The organism is Kribbella sp. NPDC051718 (assembly GCF_040681515.1).
Classification (GTDB): Bacteria; Actinomycetota; Actinomycetes; order Propionibacteriales; family Kribbellaceae; genus Kribbella.
In genome coordinates this window covers 482,233-495,432 of record NZ_JBFAYZ010000003.1, presented here as the reverse complement: position 1 = coordinate 495,432, position 13,200 = coordinate 482,233, and the positions used below count along the sequence as shown (strand labels likewise).

Here is a 13,200-nt window from a genome sequence, read left to right as displayed (position 1 = left end):
GAGGGCGAGATGCGCGACAACAGTGCGCGGCGGGTGCGTTGGTTCCCGTACGCCGTGATCGCACTCCTCCTCGCCGTCCTCGCAACCGGTACTGCGGTCAACCTCGACCGCAACCCGCAGCCGCAACTGGTTGCCGAGGGCATCACCGGTCGCGCCGGCCCGACAGGCATCGAGGAACCGACAGAACCGGCCGATCTGGCGAGGCCGGAGCTGATCCGCGACGCGCTGATCGACCTCGACGCTCTGACCCTGCCCGACGGCGCGACCCTGGCCGGCTGGAACGGGCCGTGGCGATTCGTCTGGCCGCGCGACGCCTCGTTCGTCGCCGCCGCGCGCTGCTCGATCGGCCAGTACGCCGAAGCCGACAAGATCCTGGGATTCCTCGACAAAATAAGGCCAAAAGCCGGTCGCTGGGCCGCAAGGTACTCCGCTCCGGACGGCACCGAACCCCAGGACGGCCGCGAGCCTCAACTCGACGGCTCGGGCTGGATCCTCTGGGCAACCTGGTTCTGCGGCGAAGCGCAAGCCAAGCCAAGGGCCGGTGGAGCAGAAAGCACCACAACCCTGAGCAAGTACTGGCCGATGGTCAAGGAGTCAGGCGACCAGATCGTCGCGGAAATCCAAAAGACAGGCCTGCCCGACCCGTCCCCCGACTACTGGGAGCGCCCCGAGGACCAGGTCACCCTCGGCACCATCGCCCCGCTCCTCACCGGCCTCCGCTCCGGACTCGCGATCGCCAGAACCCTCAACCACAGCGACGAAGTAGCGCACTGGCAAACCGCACTCGAGCGACTGACCGAAGCAACCGACAAGCACTTCGGCCCGACCTACCCCCGTACTCCCGCCAAGGCCGTCAGCTTCGTCGAGCCAGGCATCGAACCAGTAGCCCTGCAAGGCGGCGCCGACGCGATCGTCACGGTCCTCGGCCTGCCCTTCGCCCCCGCGCGCGACGTGGTGACGAAGGCGATCGAGCACACCCGCGACGTACTCACGCAGCCCAACGGCGGCGCCACCCCGGGCGAGGAGTGGCGCGCCGACGGAGTCTCGTGGACGCCACAGACCGCCCTGTTCGCACTGAGCGCAGCCGCCCGCGGCGACCGGAGTACGGCAGAAGAACTGCTCGCTTGGCTCGACACCCACCGCACCCCGACGGGCTCACTGCCGGAGAAGGTCAACCGCGACCTCAAGCCCGCCGGCGAAGCGCCACTCGCCTGGACCACCGCCCTGGTGGTCCTAACGGCCTCAGCACTAGATCATCCACTACCGACGCCTTAGCAGATCTCCATCACATCGGCAGTTGGAGCAGCGGGCCGCGCCGTAGACGTAGCAGTGGAGTAGAAGAACGCAGTCGACGCGATGTCGTCCTGCAGCGGCAGGTACCGCCCACCCGACCGCCACCCCAGCGCCTGTACGTCGACCCGCAGCCGCGTCCGGAATCGGATCGGGTCAGGCAGATGGAACCGGTACATCCCGAACCGCTGCTGACTCTGGTACTGCCCATCCGGCCGCAGAACCTGAGGCAACCCGAGGTACGGCGTACTGAACTCCGTGTACCCACCCCGGTCCGCTCCAAGATCGAAGTTCCACGCACCACCGAAGTAGTCCTCGGTCCCCGTCCCGCAGATCGTCGGGAACTCGTCGTCATCGTCGACGTAGAACTTGACCTCCCCCTCGCCCCACCATCCACTGCTGTTCACACCCCACGCGAGATACGTCCCCACGTAGTGCCCCGGACCTTCCACCCCATCAAGCAAGGTGTGGACAGCTGCAGAAGCCAATGGATTGCTCCGCCGCCACTGCGTGTGCAGGTACGCCGATCCCTCGGCAACCGCACCCAGCCAGTAATCCACCTGGAAGTAGACGACCACCGCAGTGTCGGCAGTGTTCTCGAGCGTCAACAAAGCCTGCGACCGGAACGGCATCTCCCAGTAGCAGTTGAAGCCGCCATTCGGGTTCACCGCGACCGGCAGCGAGTTGACCTGCGCGAACCGCCCCCACCCCGAACAGAAGAAGTCCCCCACCGGCGCCTCGATCGCCGGCGCCTCGTCGCCGTCCCAGTGCCCGCGCACGACCAGCCGACGCCAGTTGTCGCTGTGCGTCGTGAGCCAGATGTGCGTGATGCACCCCGGCCCGGCGATATCCGCGAGCGTCACCGTCTCCCCAGCCCCGATCTCGATCGACGGCGACACCTTCCAGCCCACCCCGAGCTCGCGGGCCGCGTGAGCCCCGGTTCCCTCGGTACGCCGGCCGCCCTGGCCCGGCTCGCCGGTCGGATTCTCCGCGCTGATGGAGCGGGTCTGGACGTCGACGACCGCGCTGATCCCGGACAGGTTCGGAAGAGTCATGCGCCCGAGCCTAGGGTCCGGGGCAGCCCGTCGACAGGCTTGGAAATCGATTTCTCACACTGTGGTCAAAACAGTGAGACAGCAGATCCGACCCGGGCGCAGTCTTTAGTGGTGCAGGCCGGCACCAGCCGGCCCGGACGAGGAGACGGCGTGACGTTCGACGAATGGGCCCAGGTGGGGCTGCCCAAGTTGCTCAGGTTCGCGACCGTCAGCAGGCGCGGATCTTGGCTTCGAGGCCGTGGTCGAAGGTGAGGCAGGACCAGGGGCGGCCCTGGTCCTGCTTGGCGCGGATGATCAAGGGGTAGGCGTCGGCGCCCCGGACGGTGGGGCTGCGGTCGGTTTTGAGGGTGCCGATCGCGCCGCCTCGGGCTTCGGCTGCGGCCTTCACGTCGGCGATGCTGACTGTGCTGGCGGACTGCTTCTGAGCCGCGGCCTTCGCGTCGTCCGCCACCGAGAGGGCGAACTTGATCTCCGGGGGCTGGGACCAGGTGGTCGAGGACACCGGGAAGATCACGCCGAACATCACCACCCCGACCAGGCCGATGATCAGGCGGCCCTTGCGGGCGTTGTCTGCCACCAGGACTGCCGCGCAGGCGAGCGCGACCAGGAGGGTGATCCCACGGATGATCCAGTGGCGGTCGAGGCGGCTGTCGACCGCGAGGGCGGCGGCCGCTGCTACCACCAGGCAGGCGATCGCGGAGATTCCACCCAGGACCTTCGGCGACACAGATTTCATGGCGCCGACGATAGAGCGGTGCCGTTCGTCGCAGCGAATCGGCCGTTCACCGAGCGGCACGCCGGGCGCCCTCAACCGATCCGGTTCGCGGTGGCAGGTTCGAAACAGTCCCCACCGCCCCGAGGGATTGGACGCCGTCATGAGTTCTGAGGACCCTGGATTCTGGAGTGTTTCGCGACGCCGGGCGCTGCAGCTGACTGGTGGAGCGGCCGTCGCCGGCACCTTGCCGATCGGCTCGGCAGCAGCCGCCGCCGAGCCACGAAGTACCGGTGGATCGGCAAGCCTGAGTCAGGGCACCAACTTCATGGTGTCGGTATCGCCGGACGGGCGATGGCTGGCGTTCGACCTGGTCACCGCGATCTGGGTGACGCCGGCCCAAGGTGGTCAGTCGCGACGGCTCACCGACGACCTGCAGGACGCGACCCGGCCCAGGTGGGCGCCTGATGGACGCAGCATCGTCTTCCAGTCCTATCGGGACGGCAACTTCCACCTGTGGACGATCCGGCCCGACGGGTCCGGACTCCGGCAGCTGACGACCGGACGCTTCGATCATCGGGAGCCGATGGTCGCACCCGACGGGAAGTCCGTACTGTTCTCATCGGACCGCGGCGGCAACGGAAGCTACGGCATCCACCGGCTCACGCTCGCCACCGGAGCGATCGTCGCGCTGACCGACGATCCCAGCGAAGAGGCCGAGCCGGTCTACTCACCCGATGGAACGAAGATCGCCTTCACCGTCGACGCGTCCGCCATCATCGAGCTCGACCTGACCACCGGACAACGCCGTACTGCGGTCGCAGCGCGCACCGGCAGCAGCGTCTACGGACCGTCGTACTCCCCAACCGGCCAACTCGCCTACGTACGGCTGACCGGCCCAGCCAGCGAACTCATGGTCGGCGACCAGCCCGTGACCAGCGGCAGGGATGTCTTCGCCCTACCGCCCTCGTGGGACGCCACCGGCGAACTCTACTACACAGCCGACGGCCTCGTAAGGAAGCTCAAAGCAGACGCCATCGTCGCCTTCACCGCCACCGTGCCGGTGACGTCACGCAGGCCGCGACCGAAGTCGCCTGACCTCGAGTCGACCAAGCGCCACCGCGTGCAGGGAATCGCCTGCCCGACGGTCTCCCCCAACGGCCACTGGCTCGCCTTCCGGGCGCTGAACGCCTTGTGGCTCGCCGAGACCAGCGGCCGCGGCCAACCACGCAAGCTCGTTGCCGACGGCTACTTCAACTCCGACCCGGACTTCTCGCCCGACGGCAAGACGTTGCTCTACGCAAGCGATCGTGACGGTACCGCCGATCTCTGGTCGCACGATCTCGCGAATGGCACCGACACCAAGCTCTCCTCGCTGTCCGGAGCCCAGACCGCGCCGCGCTACTCCCCCGACGGCAAGCAGATCGCCTACCAGGACCAGGACGGCATCGCCTGGGTCCTCGACCTCGACTCAGGTCAGGTCCGTCAGCTCACGCCGACGCTCTTCCAGCCCGGCCGGGTCAGCTGGTCCGCCGACGGCAGCACGATCGTGCTCGGCGCGGTCAAGCCGTTCTCGAAGCGTTTCCGCGAAGGCACCAGCCAGCTCCTGTACGTCGATGTCGCCACCACAGCCCTCGAGTACGTCGAACCGATGCCGTTCCGCTCACTCGCCACCCGGGGCGACGACGGGCCGGCCTTCTCCCCCAACGGCAAGTGGCTCGCCTTCGTCGTCGAGAGCCTCCTGTACGTCGTACCGGTGGATCGTCGCGGCCGCTTCACCGGCCAGCACCGGGCGATCACCTCGGAGGCGACCGATTCGCCTGTCTGGCAAGACGATCAGACGCTCCTTTACCTGCACAACGGACAACTACGCCGTACGGATCTGCGGGGCTCGCGGCCCCAGACGGTCAAGCTCGACCTGCAGTGGCAACGGGCCAAGGTCAACCAGCACGTCACGATCCACGCCGGCGCGCTCTGGGACGGCCGGGCCGAGGAGCTGCGGCAAGACGTCGATGTCGTCGTGGACGGGTCGCGGATCACAGCAGTGCGGCCGCATCATGGCAAGGCGGACATCGATGCGAGCGGGCTGACGGTGATGCCCGGGCTGATCGATGCGCATGTGCATTGGCATCTGCGCGGACGCGCTTGGGGGTCGCGGCAGGGGAACGTCTGGCTGGCCTACGGGGTGACGACGACTCGGTCGCCGGGCGATCCGGCGTACCAGATGCAGGAGACTCGGGAGGCGCTCTCGCACGGGTCGCTGATCGGGCCGCGGTACTTCGCGACGGGTGAGGCGATCGATGGGTCGCGGGTCTACTACAACTTCATGCGTCCGACGTTGTCGCTGCGGCAACTCGGCCTGGAGCTCGATCGGGTCGAAGGGCTCGCGTACGACCTGGTGAAGACGTATGTGCGGTTGCCGGTCGAGTACCAGCGGCGGGTGATCGCCGCCGTGCACCGGCTTGGGCTGCAGTTGTCGTCGCACTATCTGTACCCGGCTGAGCATCTCGGGATGGACGGGATGGAGCACACGGGCGCGACGAATCGGCTCGGCTACTCCCATACCGTCAGCCGGCTCGGCCGGGCGTACGGCGATGTCGTCACGCTCTTCACCAAGGCGGGGTTGTCGGTCACGCCGACGTTGTTCAACTCGACGATGGCGCATGTGGACGATCCGTCGCTGGTGAACGACGTGCGGACGAAGACGCTGTATCCGGCTTGGGAGTACGCCGCGTTGCAGGCGAAGGTGCAGACGGCGGCCGGGCCTGGTGGGGTGACGACCCGGGCGTTGCTCGCGGGCAATGTGGACGTGGTGTTGCGGATTCATCGGGGTGGTGGGCTGGTGATCTCCGGTACGGACTCGCCGCTGGACAATCCGGCGATCTCGCTGCACGCCAATCTGCGGTCGATGGTCGCGGGCGGCTTCACGCCGTACGAGGCACTGACGACCGCGACGCGGAATCCGGCCAAGTGGCTCGCGCTCGAGAACAAGCTCGGCGTCGTGCAGGTGGGGGCGCAGGCCGATCTGTCGTTCGTGCGGGGCAATCCGCTGGCGGACATCACGCATGCGGCCGCTGTCCAGCAGGTGATGGTGGGCGGGAAGCTGCACACAGTGGATCAACTGCTCGCGCCGTTTGCAGCTCAGCAGGCGGCGCCTGCATTGGTTGCTACGGGCAACGCTCCGCAGCCGCTGACGGCGGAGCAGGCGCACGCGCAGGACCCGGAGTACTGGTGGCATGAGCCGGAGTGGCTACATCGTTTGTGTTGTGAGGGGTGATAGCGGCCCGTGCCTGGGCGCCGCAGACGCCAAAGAACTCCGGGCACGGGCCGCTAGGCTCGGCTGTATGAGCGATCTGGGGATCTCGGCGGCGAGTGCGGCGGAGCTTTCGATGATGCGGCAGTGGGCTGCTGATGAGGGCTGGGATCCGGGGCGGTCGGACATGGTGGCGTTCGGGGCCGCGGATCCCGCTGGGTTCCTGGTCGGGCGGGTGGATGGTTCGCCGATCGCTTGCTGCTCTGGGGTTCGGTATGGGCGGGACTATGGGTTCCTCGGGTTCTACATCGCGCGACCGGAGGTGAGGGGGCAGGGGTACGGGATCGCTCTCTGGCAGGCGGTACTGGCCCACCTGACCGAGCGCACGATTGGGCTCGACGGCGTCGTCGACCAGCAAGACAACTATCGCAAGTCCGGCTTCAAACACGCCTTCAACCACATCCGCTACTCCGGCATGCCAACTGTTGGTACTGGTTCGGTGCCCACAGGAATTGAGGTAGTCGACGGGCGCGCGGTGCCGTTTGGGTTGTTGGCGGATTATGACCGGCGGTTCTTTCCGGCGGAGCGGGAGGCGTTTCTGTCGGTTTGGGTGAGTCTGCCTGGGCATCGGTCGGTGGCTGCGGTCAAAGACGGCGAGCTGGTCGGCTTCGGTGTCTTGCGGCCGACCGACTCGGGGACGCGGGTCGGGCCGTTCTACTCGTCGGCCGAGGGCGTGGCGGAGGCTGTGCTGGCCGGGCTGTTGCAGCCGGGTGAGGAGGTCGCGTTCGACGTACCGGATGTCAACGCGGCTGCGATCAAGCTGGCTGAGAGCCTCGGGCTGTCGCCGACCTTCGAGTGTGCGCGGATGTATGCCGGTGGACCGGCGCCGGTCGTCGATCAGGCAGGGATCTTCGCGACGACGACCCTCGAGCTCGGCTAGGCGGTAATCCGACATTTCTGCGCCTTGGTGGAACCGGTTGAACAACGGGGAGAGCGTGACGGCGAGCTGGTCGTTGCGGCTCGGCTCGGGCGGTACATGTCCGGTGATACGGCAACTCATCTCGATCTCGAGGTGAGCGGGGTCAAGCGCCTGACGTTGTCGACCACGGATGGCGGCAACGGCAAGAACAGCGATCACGCCGATTGGGGAACGGCCTCACTGGCCTGTGCTCCTTAGCCTTCCGAGGCTTTCAGGATGCGTTGACCGAGGGTGTGCAGTGCCTCGCGGAGCTCGGGCGGCTGGATCACCGAGAAGGTCGCTTCGAGCGACGCGAGGCGGTAGGCGTACCAGTCCGGCTCGTTGGTACTTCCGATCAGCCGGGTGTGCGTCTCGTCGATCGGTTCCAGCCGGCCGAGCTTGCGGGCCAGGACGATCTCGCCGATTGGCGCGTCGATCACCACCTCGATCGGATAGCGCCAGCCCTGGGCGAAGTGGTCCTCGATATCGGTCACGGGGTTCAGGTTCTCGGGCGGGTCGAAGGTGTCGTCCAGCAGCTCCGTCGTGGTGACGCGGTCGACGCGGAGTACACGCTGGGCGTCCTTGGTGTGTGACCAGCAGAGCAGGTACCAGAGTCCCTGGCGGACGGAGACCGCCCAAGGATCGACGTCCATCGTGATCGGGTCGCGGCCCTCTCCCCTGCTGTAGCCGATGCGCAGTCGGCGGGCCGCAGTACAGGCTTGGACCAGGGCTGCGGTTGTTTCGGGATTCGGGTACGTGCCCTCGGCAGCTTGTCGCGGGGTGATGATCCGGCGCATCGACTCGGCGGGCTCGGCGACCGGCTTCGGTAGTACGCGGATGATCTTGTTGAGAGCGCTGCCCGCCGGGTCCTCCGGGTCGGACGCGCGGTGATGGCCCTCGAGCGCGGCCATCATCAGCCCGAGCGCCTCGGCGGTGGAGAACATCAACGGCGGCAGGCGGAATCCGCGGCCGACGCGATACCCGCCGTACCGGCCTGGGGTGGACTCGATCGGGATGCCGGCCTCGCGCAGGATCCCGACGTACCGGCGGGCGGCGCGATCCGTCACGCCGAGGCGCTGGCCGAGGCGTTCGCCGCTGATTCCCGGGTTGTCCTGGATCAGCTCCAGCGCCATCAGCGCCTTCGCCGTCGGGCTCAGTTCGTCCACGATCACCAGTCAACCTCCCTTCCCGGAAGTAGAACGTCCGCATTGGATATTAACGTCCAGACCTATGACTGACTATGACCTCCCGCACGAGGCGCCGATCGCCGGGACCGAACTCGAGACGATGCTCGGCTCGCTGGAGCGGCAACGCGCGATCTTCGCCTGGAAGTGCGGCGGCCTGGACTCGGCCGGCCTACAGAAGTCGCATCCGCCGTCGACGATGACGCTAGGTGGGCTGCTGAAGCACCTCGCGCTCTGCGAGGACGAGTACTTCACCAACCGACTGCTAGGGGCGGAGCCCGTAGCGCCCTGGGATGCGGTGGATTGGGAGGCCGACCCCGAGTGGGAGTGGCATTCGGCCGCGGACGACACGGCGGAGCAGCTCTACGCGCTCTGGAACGCTGCCGCCGACCGGTCGCGAGTAGCCGTCGCCGGAGTACTGGCTGACGGCGGGCTGGACCACTTGGCGCAGTACAAGAACGGCCGTGGCGAAAGCCCTACGCTGCGGCGTTTACTGATCGACATGATCGAGGAGTACGCCCGCCATGCCGGTCACGCCGACCTGATCCGCGAGACGGTGGACGGGCTGACCGGTGAAGAGCCGCCGCGATGACGCTCGACTCCGTTGAGGGCAAGTTGACCTTCCGGCCCGCGAACGAGGCGTCGTGGGAGGACCTGCAACTCGTCCTGGGCGACAGCGACGCCGGGCAGTGTCACTGCCAGCGGTTCAAGACGCGCGGGTGGATGTGGGCGGTGACCACCGAACCCGAGCGGGCCGGGCTGATGCGGGAGCAGACGAACTGCGACAACCGTCGGGCCAAGCAGACGAGTGGGTTGGTCGCCTACCTGGAGGACGAGCCGGTCGGGTGGTGTGCGGTCGAGCCGCGGACGGCGTACCCGCGGCTGTTCGGGCGTACGCCGGTGCCGTGGAAGGGGCGCAACGAGGACAAGGAGGACGACTCGGTCTGGGTCATCACCTGCTTCGTCACGCGACTCGGGTATCGGCGGCGAGGGGTCAGCTACGGGATGGCTCGCGCGACGATCGACTACGCCCGCGAACGCGGAGCCCGGGCGCTGGAGGGGTATCCAATGATGCCGGCGGCAGGGAAGGACGTGCCGTGGGGTGAGCTACACGTCGGGCACTACAGCGTCTTCGAGGAGGCCGGCTTCAAGGAAGTCAGCCACCCGACGTTGCGGCGCTACGTGATGCGGATCGAGTTTTAGAAAGGCAGCTTGGGTTGCGGCGGGGCGTGAGTGGGGTCGACGCCGTCGAAGAGGCTGCTGACCGATTCGCCGTCGTGGATGCGCTTGATCGCCTCGGCGAACAGGCCGGACACCGAGCTGACCTGCAGCTCGGGGAAGCCGTCCGGGCGCGGCACGGTGTCGGTGCTGATCACTTCGGTAATCGACGGGTGCGAGCGCAACCGCTCGACGGCCTTGCCTGCGAACAGTCCGTGCGTGGTGGCGACGGCGGCCTGCGTACAGCCGAGGTCCTTCAGCCGGTCCAGCAGCTCGATGATCGAGCCGCCGGTGGCGATCTCGTCGTCCAGGATGATCGCTTTCTTGCCGGCCACGTCGCCCACGATCGCGTCGATGACGACCTTGTCGTCCGACAACCGCTGCTTGCTCCCGGCCGCGACCGGCAGGCCGAGCAGCCGGGCGAACTGGGTCGCGGTCTTCGCGTTGCCCAGGTCGGGGCTGACCACGACCGTGTTGGCGAGGTCGGTGCCCCGGAAATGATCTGCCAGTACGCCGATCGCGGTCAGGTGGTCCACCGGGACCGAGAAGAAACCGTGCACCTGAGGCGCGTGCAAGGTCATCGTCAGCACCCGGTCCACGCCGGCCGCGACGAGCAGGTCGGCGACGAGACGGGCGCCGATCGAGATCCGCGAGGCGTCCTTCTTGTCCGAGCGCGCATACGCGTAGTGCGGCATCACGGCGGTGATCTGAGCCGCCGAGGCACCCCTGGCGGCGTCGATCATCAGGAGCAGCTCCATCAGGTGCTCCTGGGTCGGCGGTACCAGCGGTTGAACGATGTAGACATCGCGCTGGCGGCAGTTCACCTGCAACTGGACCTGTAGGCAGTCGTTGCTGAACCGGTGGATCTCCACCGGCGACAGGTCCACACCGAGATCGGTGCAGATCTGCTGAGCAAGGCTGGAATGGGCACTGCCACTGAACACGACGATCTCTCGCACGGCGCTCCCCGGACTGACCGACCAGACAGCATTGAGCCTACCTGCCGACCAGCAACCATCAGCACCCGGTAGGTGGTACCGGAAGCTTGCGAACTCCTATCAGTGCAAGAGACTTGCGACCACCTCGGCTGCCCGGCGGCAGTCCGTGGCCGATGCATCCAGATGCGTGACCAGGCGGAGTTGGGTGGCGCCCACTCCGCCGACCAGGACGCCCTCCGCCTTCGCTCCCACGACGACCTCCGCGACCGTCTTGCTGGTGGCGGCGAGGTCGGCTACGACGATGTTGGTGTCTACCTGGTCGGGCTTGACTGAGCCGGGGGCCGCGTCGGCGAGGGTCTCGGCGATCTGGCGGGCGTTCGCGTGGTCTTCGGCCAGGCGCTCGACGTTGTTGCGGATGGCATAGAGGCCGGCACCGGCCAGTACGCCGGCTTGGCGCCAGCCTGCGCCCAGGCGTTTGCGCCAGACTCGTGCTTCCTCGATGAGCTCGGTCGAGCCGACCAGGACGGAGCCGACGGGGGCGCCGAGACCTTTGGAGAGGCAGACGCTGGCGGTGGCCGCTCGGGAGGCGTAGGACTCCATCGAGATGCCTGAGGCGACCGACGCGTTCCAGAGCCGGGCGCCGTCGAGGTGGAGGGGCATGCCGATCGAGTCGAGCTCGTCGGCCAGGGCGTCGTACGAGCGCTGGATGGCACCGCCGCCGAAGTTGTGGGTGTTCTCGACCGAGACGGCGGCCGTCTGGACGAAGTACGGGCCGAGGTCGGGGGCGATCAGGGCGCGGATCTTCTCCAGGTCGATCTGGCCGGCCGGTGCGCTCCAGGTGCGGGTCGTGACGCCGCTGATCGCCGCGTGGGCGCCCAGTTCGGCGCGGGCGATGTGGGCGCTCGACTCGCAGAGTATTTCGGAGCCGGGTGGGACGAGCGCGCGGACGCCGAGGATGTTGGCCAGCGACCCGGTCACCGTGAACAGCCCGGCCTCATGGCTGAGCAGGTCCGCGACCGTTTCCTCGAGTTCGGTGACCGTGGGGTCCTCGCCGTACACGTCGTCGCCGAGCGGAGCACTCGTCATCGCCGCCAGCATCCCCGCGGACGGCTTGGTGACGGTGTCTGACCGCAGATCGATCATCCGCGTGCGCCTCGCAGGCGCTCGGCGACCAGGAAGGCGAGCTCGAGCGACTGGTGGCGGTTGAGGCGCGGGTCGCAGGCGGTCTCGTAGCGGTTGACGAGGTCCTCCGCGACCAGCTCCTCGCCGCCGCCGAGGCACTCGGTGACGTCGTCGCCGGTGAGCTCGATGTGCATGCCACCCGGCCAGGTGCCGACCTGCTCGTGCGCGTCGAAGAAGCCCTGGACCTCGTCGATCACGTCGTCGAAGTTGCGGGTCTTGTAGCCGTTCGGCGTCTCGTAGGTGTTGCCGTGCATCGGGTCGCAGACCCACGCGATCGGCGAGCCGTGGTCACGGACCGCCTCCAGCAGCGGCGGCAACCCGTCGCGGATCTTGCCCGCGCCCATGCGGGTGATGAAGGTCAGCCGGCCCTCGATGCCCTTCGGGTTCAGCTTGTCGATCAAGGCGCGGATGTACTCCGGGGTGGTGGTCGGCCCGATCTTCACGCCGAGCGGGTTGCTCAGCGTCGACAGGAACTCCACATGCGCGCCGTCCAGCTGCCGGGTCCGCTCCCCCACCCACAGCAGGTGCCCGGACACGTCGTACGGCAGCTCGGTGCGCGAGTCGATCCGGGTCAGGGCGTGTTCGTACTCGAGGATGAGCGCCTCGTGCGACGCGTAGAAGTCGACCGTCTTGAACTCGTCGGCGGTCGCCCCGCAGGCCCGCATGAAGGCGAGCGCCCGCTCGATCTCACCGGCCAGCTGCTCGTAGCGCTGGCCGACCGGCGAGGATTTCACGAAGTCGGTGTTCCAGGCGTGTACCTGGTGCAGGTCGGCGTACCCACCGGTGGTGAACGCGCGGGTCAGGTTCAGCGTCGCGGCGGCCGCGTTGTAGACGCCACGGAGGCGCTCCGGGTCCGGGATCCGCGACTTCTCGGTGAACTCCAGCCCGTTGACCGCGTCACCCCGGTACGACGGCAGCGTCACGCCGTTGCGGGTCTCGTCGCCGGAGCTGCGCGGCTTGGCGTACTGCCCCGCGATCCGCCCGACCTTCACGACCGGCACGCTCGCGGCGTACTGCAGCACGACGGACATCTGCAGCAGCACCCGGAGCTTGGCCCGGATGTTCTCGGCGGTCACCCCGTCGAACGTCTCGGCGCAGTCACCGCCCTGCAGCAGGAACGCCTCACCGCGCGCGACGGCGCCGATCTTCGTGGTCAGGTCATCGCACTCACCGGCAAACACCAGCGGCGGCAACGTCCTGAGCTGCCTGATGACGTCTTCCAGCGCGCTCTGGTTCGGCCACTCGGGCTGCTGCAAGGGCTTCAGCGCCCGCAGCTCCTCGAGAGTCGGAACCCCAGGCACTTCCCCCGCACTCAACGTCGCAAATTGCATGCCCCCAGCCTATTCCAGGCACCCTGGCCGACGCCCGCCCGTCTCACCCCTCCACCCACCGCCCCTCCCCGCCCCTCGC

The 13,200-nt window shown here is 67.8% G+C and carries 12 protein-coding genes; 6 read left to right on the top strand and 6 right to left on the bottom strand.

All coding sequences use genetic code 11. From position 1 onward, the window contains the following. The first annotated feature begins 9 nt into the window (after positions 1 to 9). Positions 10 to 1,275 carry a glucoamylase gene (locus AB0M15_RS13905; RefSeq protein ID WP_363817538.1) on the top strand — a complete coding sequence of 422 codons (1,266 nt, stop codon included), beginning with the start codon at positions 10 to 12 and terminating at the stop codon, positions 1,273 to 1,275. Here AB0M15_RS13905 and AB0M15_RS13900 read toward each other — a convergent pair. Both AB0M15_RS13900 and AB0M15_RS13895 read right to left on the bottom strand, forming a co-directional pair. After that, positions 1,272 to 2,345, bottom strand: a complete 1,074-nt coding sequence (locus AB0M15_RS13900) for a glycoside hydrolase family 172 protein (RefSeq protein ID WP_363817535.1) — start codon at positions 2,343 to 2,345, stop codon at positions 1,272 to 1,274. The genes AB0M15_RS13905 and AB0M15_RS13900 overlap by 4 nt on opposite strands. A 208-nt stretch (positions 2,346 to 2,553) precedes the next feature. Further along, positions 2,554 to 3,081 carry a hypothetical protein gene (locus AB0M15_RS13895; RefSeq protein WP_363817532.1) on the bottom strand — a complete coding sequence of 176 codons (528 nt, stop codon included), beginning with the start codon at positions 3,079 to 3,081 and terminating at the stop codon, positions 2,554 to 2,556. A 139-nt stretch (positions 3,082 to 3,220) separates the two neighbouring features. Between AB0M15_RS13895 and AB0M15_RS13890 the strand changes: the two genes are divergently transcribed. The 3 genes from AB0M15_RS13890 (at position 3,221) to AB0M15_RS13880 (ending at position 7,487) form a co-directional block, all read left to right on the top strand. Continuing rightward, positions 3,221 to 6,334, top strand: coding sequence for an amidohydrolase family protein (locus AB0M15_RS13890; protein ID WP_363817528.1), 3,114 nt, complete (start codon positions 3,221 to 3,223; stop codon positions 6,332 to 6,334). Positions 6,335 to 6,401: 67 nt separating this feature from the next. Further along, positions 6,402 to 7,250: a GNAT family N-acetyltransferase gene (locus AB0M15_RS13885; protein ID WP_363817525.1), complete on the top strand. Its 849-nt coding sequence runs from the start codon at positions 6,402 to 6,404 to the stop codon at positions 7,248 to 7,250. Positions 7,251 to 7,277: 27 nt separating this feature from the next. Beyond that, complete coding sequence (locus AB0M15_RS13880) at positions 7,278 to 7,487, top strand: NPCBM/NEW2 domain-containing protein (protein WP_363818436.1); 210 nt, start codon at positions 7,278 to 7,280, stop codon at positions 7,485 to 7,487. On the opposite strand, the gene AB0M15_RS13875 is transcribed toward AB0M15_RS13880, so the two are convergent. Next, entirely contained in the window at positions 7,484 to 8,440 is a 957-nt protein-coding gene (locus AB0M15_RS13875; RefSeq protein WP_363817522.1) for a WYL domain-containing protein, read from the bottom strand. The two genes, AB0M15_RS13880 and AB0M15_RS13875, sit on opposite strands and share 4 nt — an antisense overlap. A gap of 58 nt (positions 8,441 to 8,498) precedes the next feature. On the opposite strand from AB0M15_RS13875, the gene AB0M15_RS13870 reads away from it, so the two are divergent. Together AB0M15_RS13870 and AB0M15_RS13865 are read left to right on the top strand one after the other, a co-directional pair. Further along, the gene (locus AB0M15_RS13870; RefSeq protein WP_363817519.1) at positions 8,499 to 9,044 is read left to right on the top strand and encodes a DUF664 domain-containing protein; all 546 of its coding nucleotides are present in this window, start codon (positions 8,499 to 8,501) and stop codon (positions 9,042 to 9,044) included. Beyond that, complete coding sequence (locus tag AB0M15_RS13865) at positions 9,041 to 9,655, top strand: GNAT family N-acetyltransferase (protein ID WP_363817516.1); 615 nt, start codon at positions 9,041 to 9,043, stop codon at positions 9,653 to 9,655. The genes AB0M15_RS13870 and AB0M15_RS13865 overlap by 4 nt, the downstream gene beginning before the upstream one ends. On the opposite strand, the gene AB0M15_RS13860 is transcribed toward AB0M15_RS13865, so the two are convergent. The 3 genes from AB0M15_RS13860 to AB0M15_RS13850 form a co-directional block, all read right to left on the bottom strand. Beyond that, positions 9,652 to 10,629: a ribose-phosphate pyrophosphokinase gene (locus tag AB0M15_RS13860; RefSeq protein WP_363817513.1), complete on the bottom strand. Its 978-nt coding sequence runs from the start codon at positions 10,627 to 10,629 to the stop codon at positions 9,652 to 9,654. The genes AB0M15_RS13865 and AB0M15_RS13860 overlap by 4 nt on opposite strands. 99 nt (positions 10,630 to 10,728) lie before the next feature. Next, the gene (locus tag AB0M15_RS13855; protein WP_363817510.1) at positions 10,729 to 11,751 is read right to left on the bottom strand and encodes a GntG family PLP-dependent aldolase; all 1,023 of its coding nucleotides are present in this window, start codon (positions 11,749 to 11,751) and stop codon (positions 10,729 to 10,731) included. Next, the gene (locus AB0M15_RS13850; RefSeq protein ID WP_363817506.1) at positions 11,748 to 13,121 is read right to left on the bottom strand and encodes a class II 3-deoxy-7-phosphoheptulonate synthase; all 1,374 of its coding nucleotides are present in this window, start codon (positions 13,119 to 13,121) and stop codon (positions 11,748 to 11,750) included. Before AB0M15_RS13850 ends, AB0M15_RS13855 begins: the two co-directional genes overlap by 4 nt. Between the last annotated feature and the right edge of the window lie 79 nt (positions 13,122 to 13,200).

Bases quoted from the DNA above. Each gene is read 5' to 3' on its own strand.
- AB0M15_RS13905 (WP_363817538.1), top strand. From the start codon at position 10: ATGCGCGACAACAGTGCGCGGCGGGTGCGTTGGTTCCCGTACGCCGTG.
- AB0M15_RS13900 (WP_363817535.1), bottom strand. From the start codon at position 2,345: ATGACTCTTCCGAACCTGTCCGGGATCAGCGCGGTCGTCGACGTCCAG.
- AB0M15_RS13895 (WP_363817532.1), bottom strand. From the start codon at position 3,081: ATGAAATCTGTGTCGCCGAAGGTCCTGGGTGGAATCTCCGCGATCGCC.
- AB0M15_RS13890 (WP_363817528.1), top strand. From the start codon at position 3,221: ATGAGTTCTGAGGACCCTGGATTCTGGAGTGTTTCGCGACGCCGGGCG.
- AB0M15_RS13885 (WP_363817525.1), top strand. From the start codon at position 6,402: ATGAGCGATCTGGGGATCTCGGCGGCGAGTGCGGCGGAGCTTTCGATG.
- AB0M15_RS13870 (WP_363817519.1), top strand. From the start codon at position 8,499: ATGACTGACTATGACCTCCCGCACGAGGCGCCGATCGCCGGGACCGAA.
- AB0M15_RS13865 (WP_363817516.1), top strand. From the start codon at position 9,041: ATGACGCTCGACTCCGTTGAGGGCAAGTTGACCTTCCGGCCCGCGAAC.
- AB0M15_RS13855 (WP_363817510.1), bottom strand. From the start codon at position 11,751: ATGATCGATCTGCGGTCAGACACCGTCACCAAGCCGTCCGCGGGGATG.
- AB0M15_RS13850 (WP_363817506.1), bottom strand. From the start codon at position 13,121: ATGCAATTTGCGACGTTGAGTGCGGGGGAAGTGCCTGGGGTTCCGACT.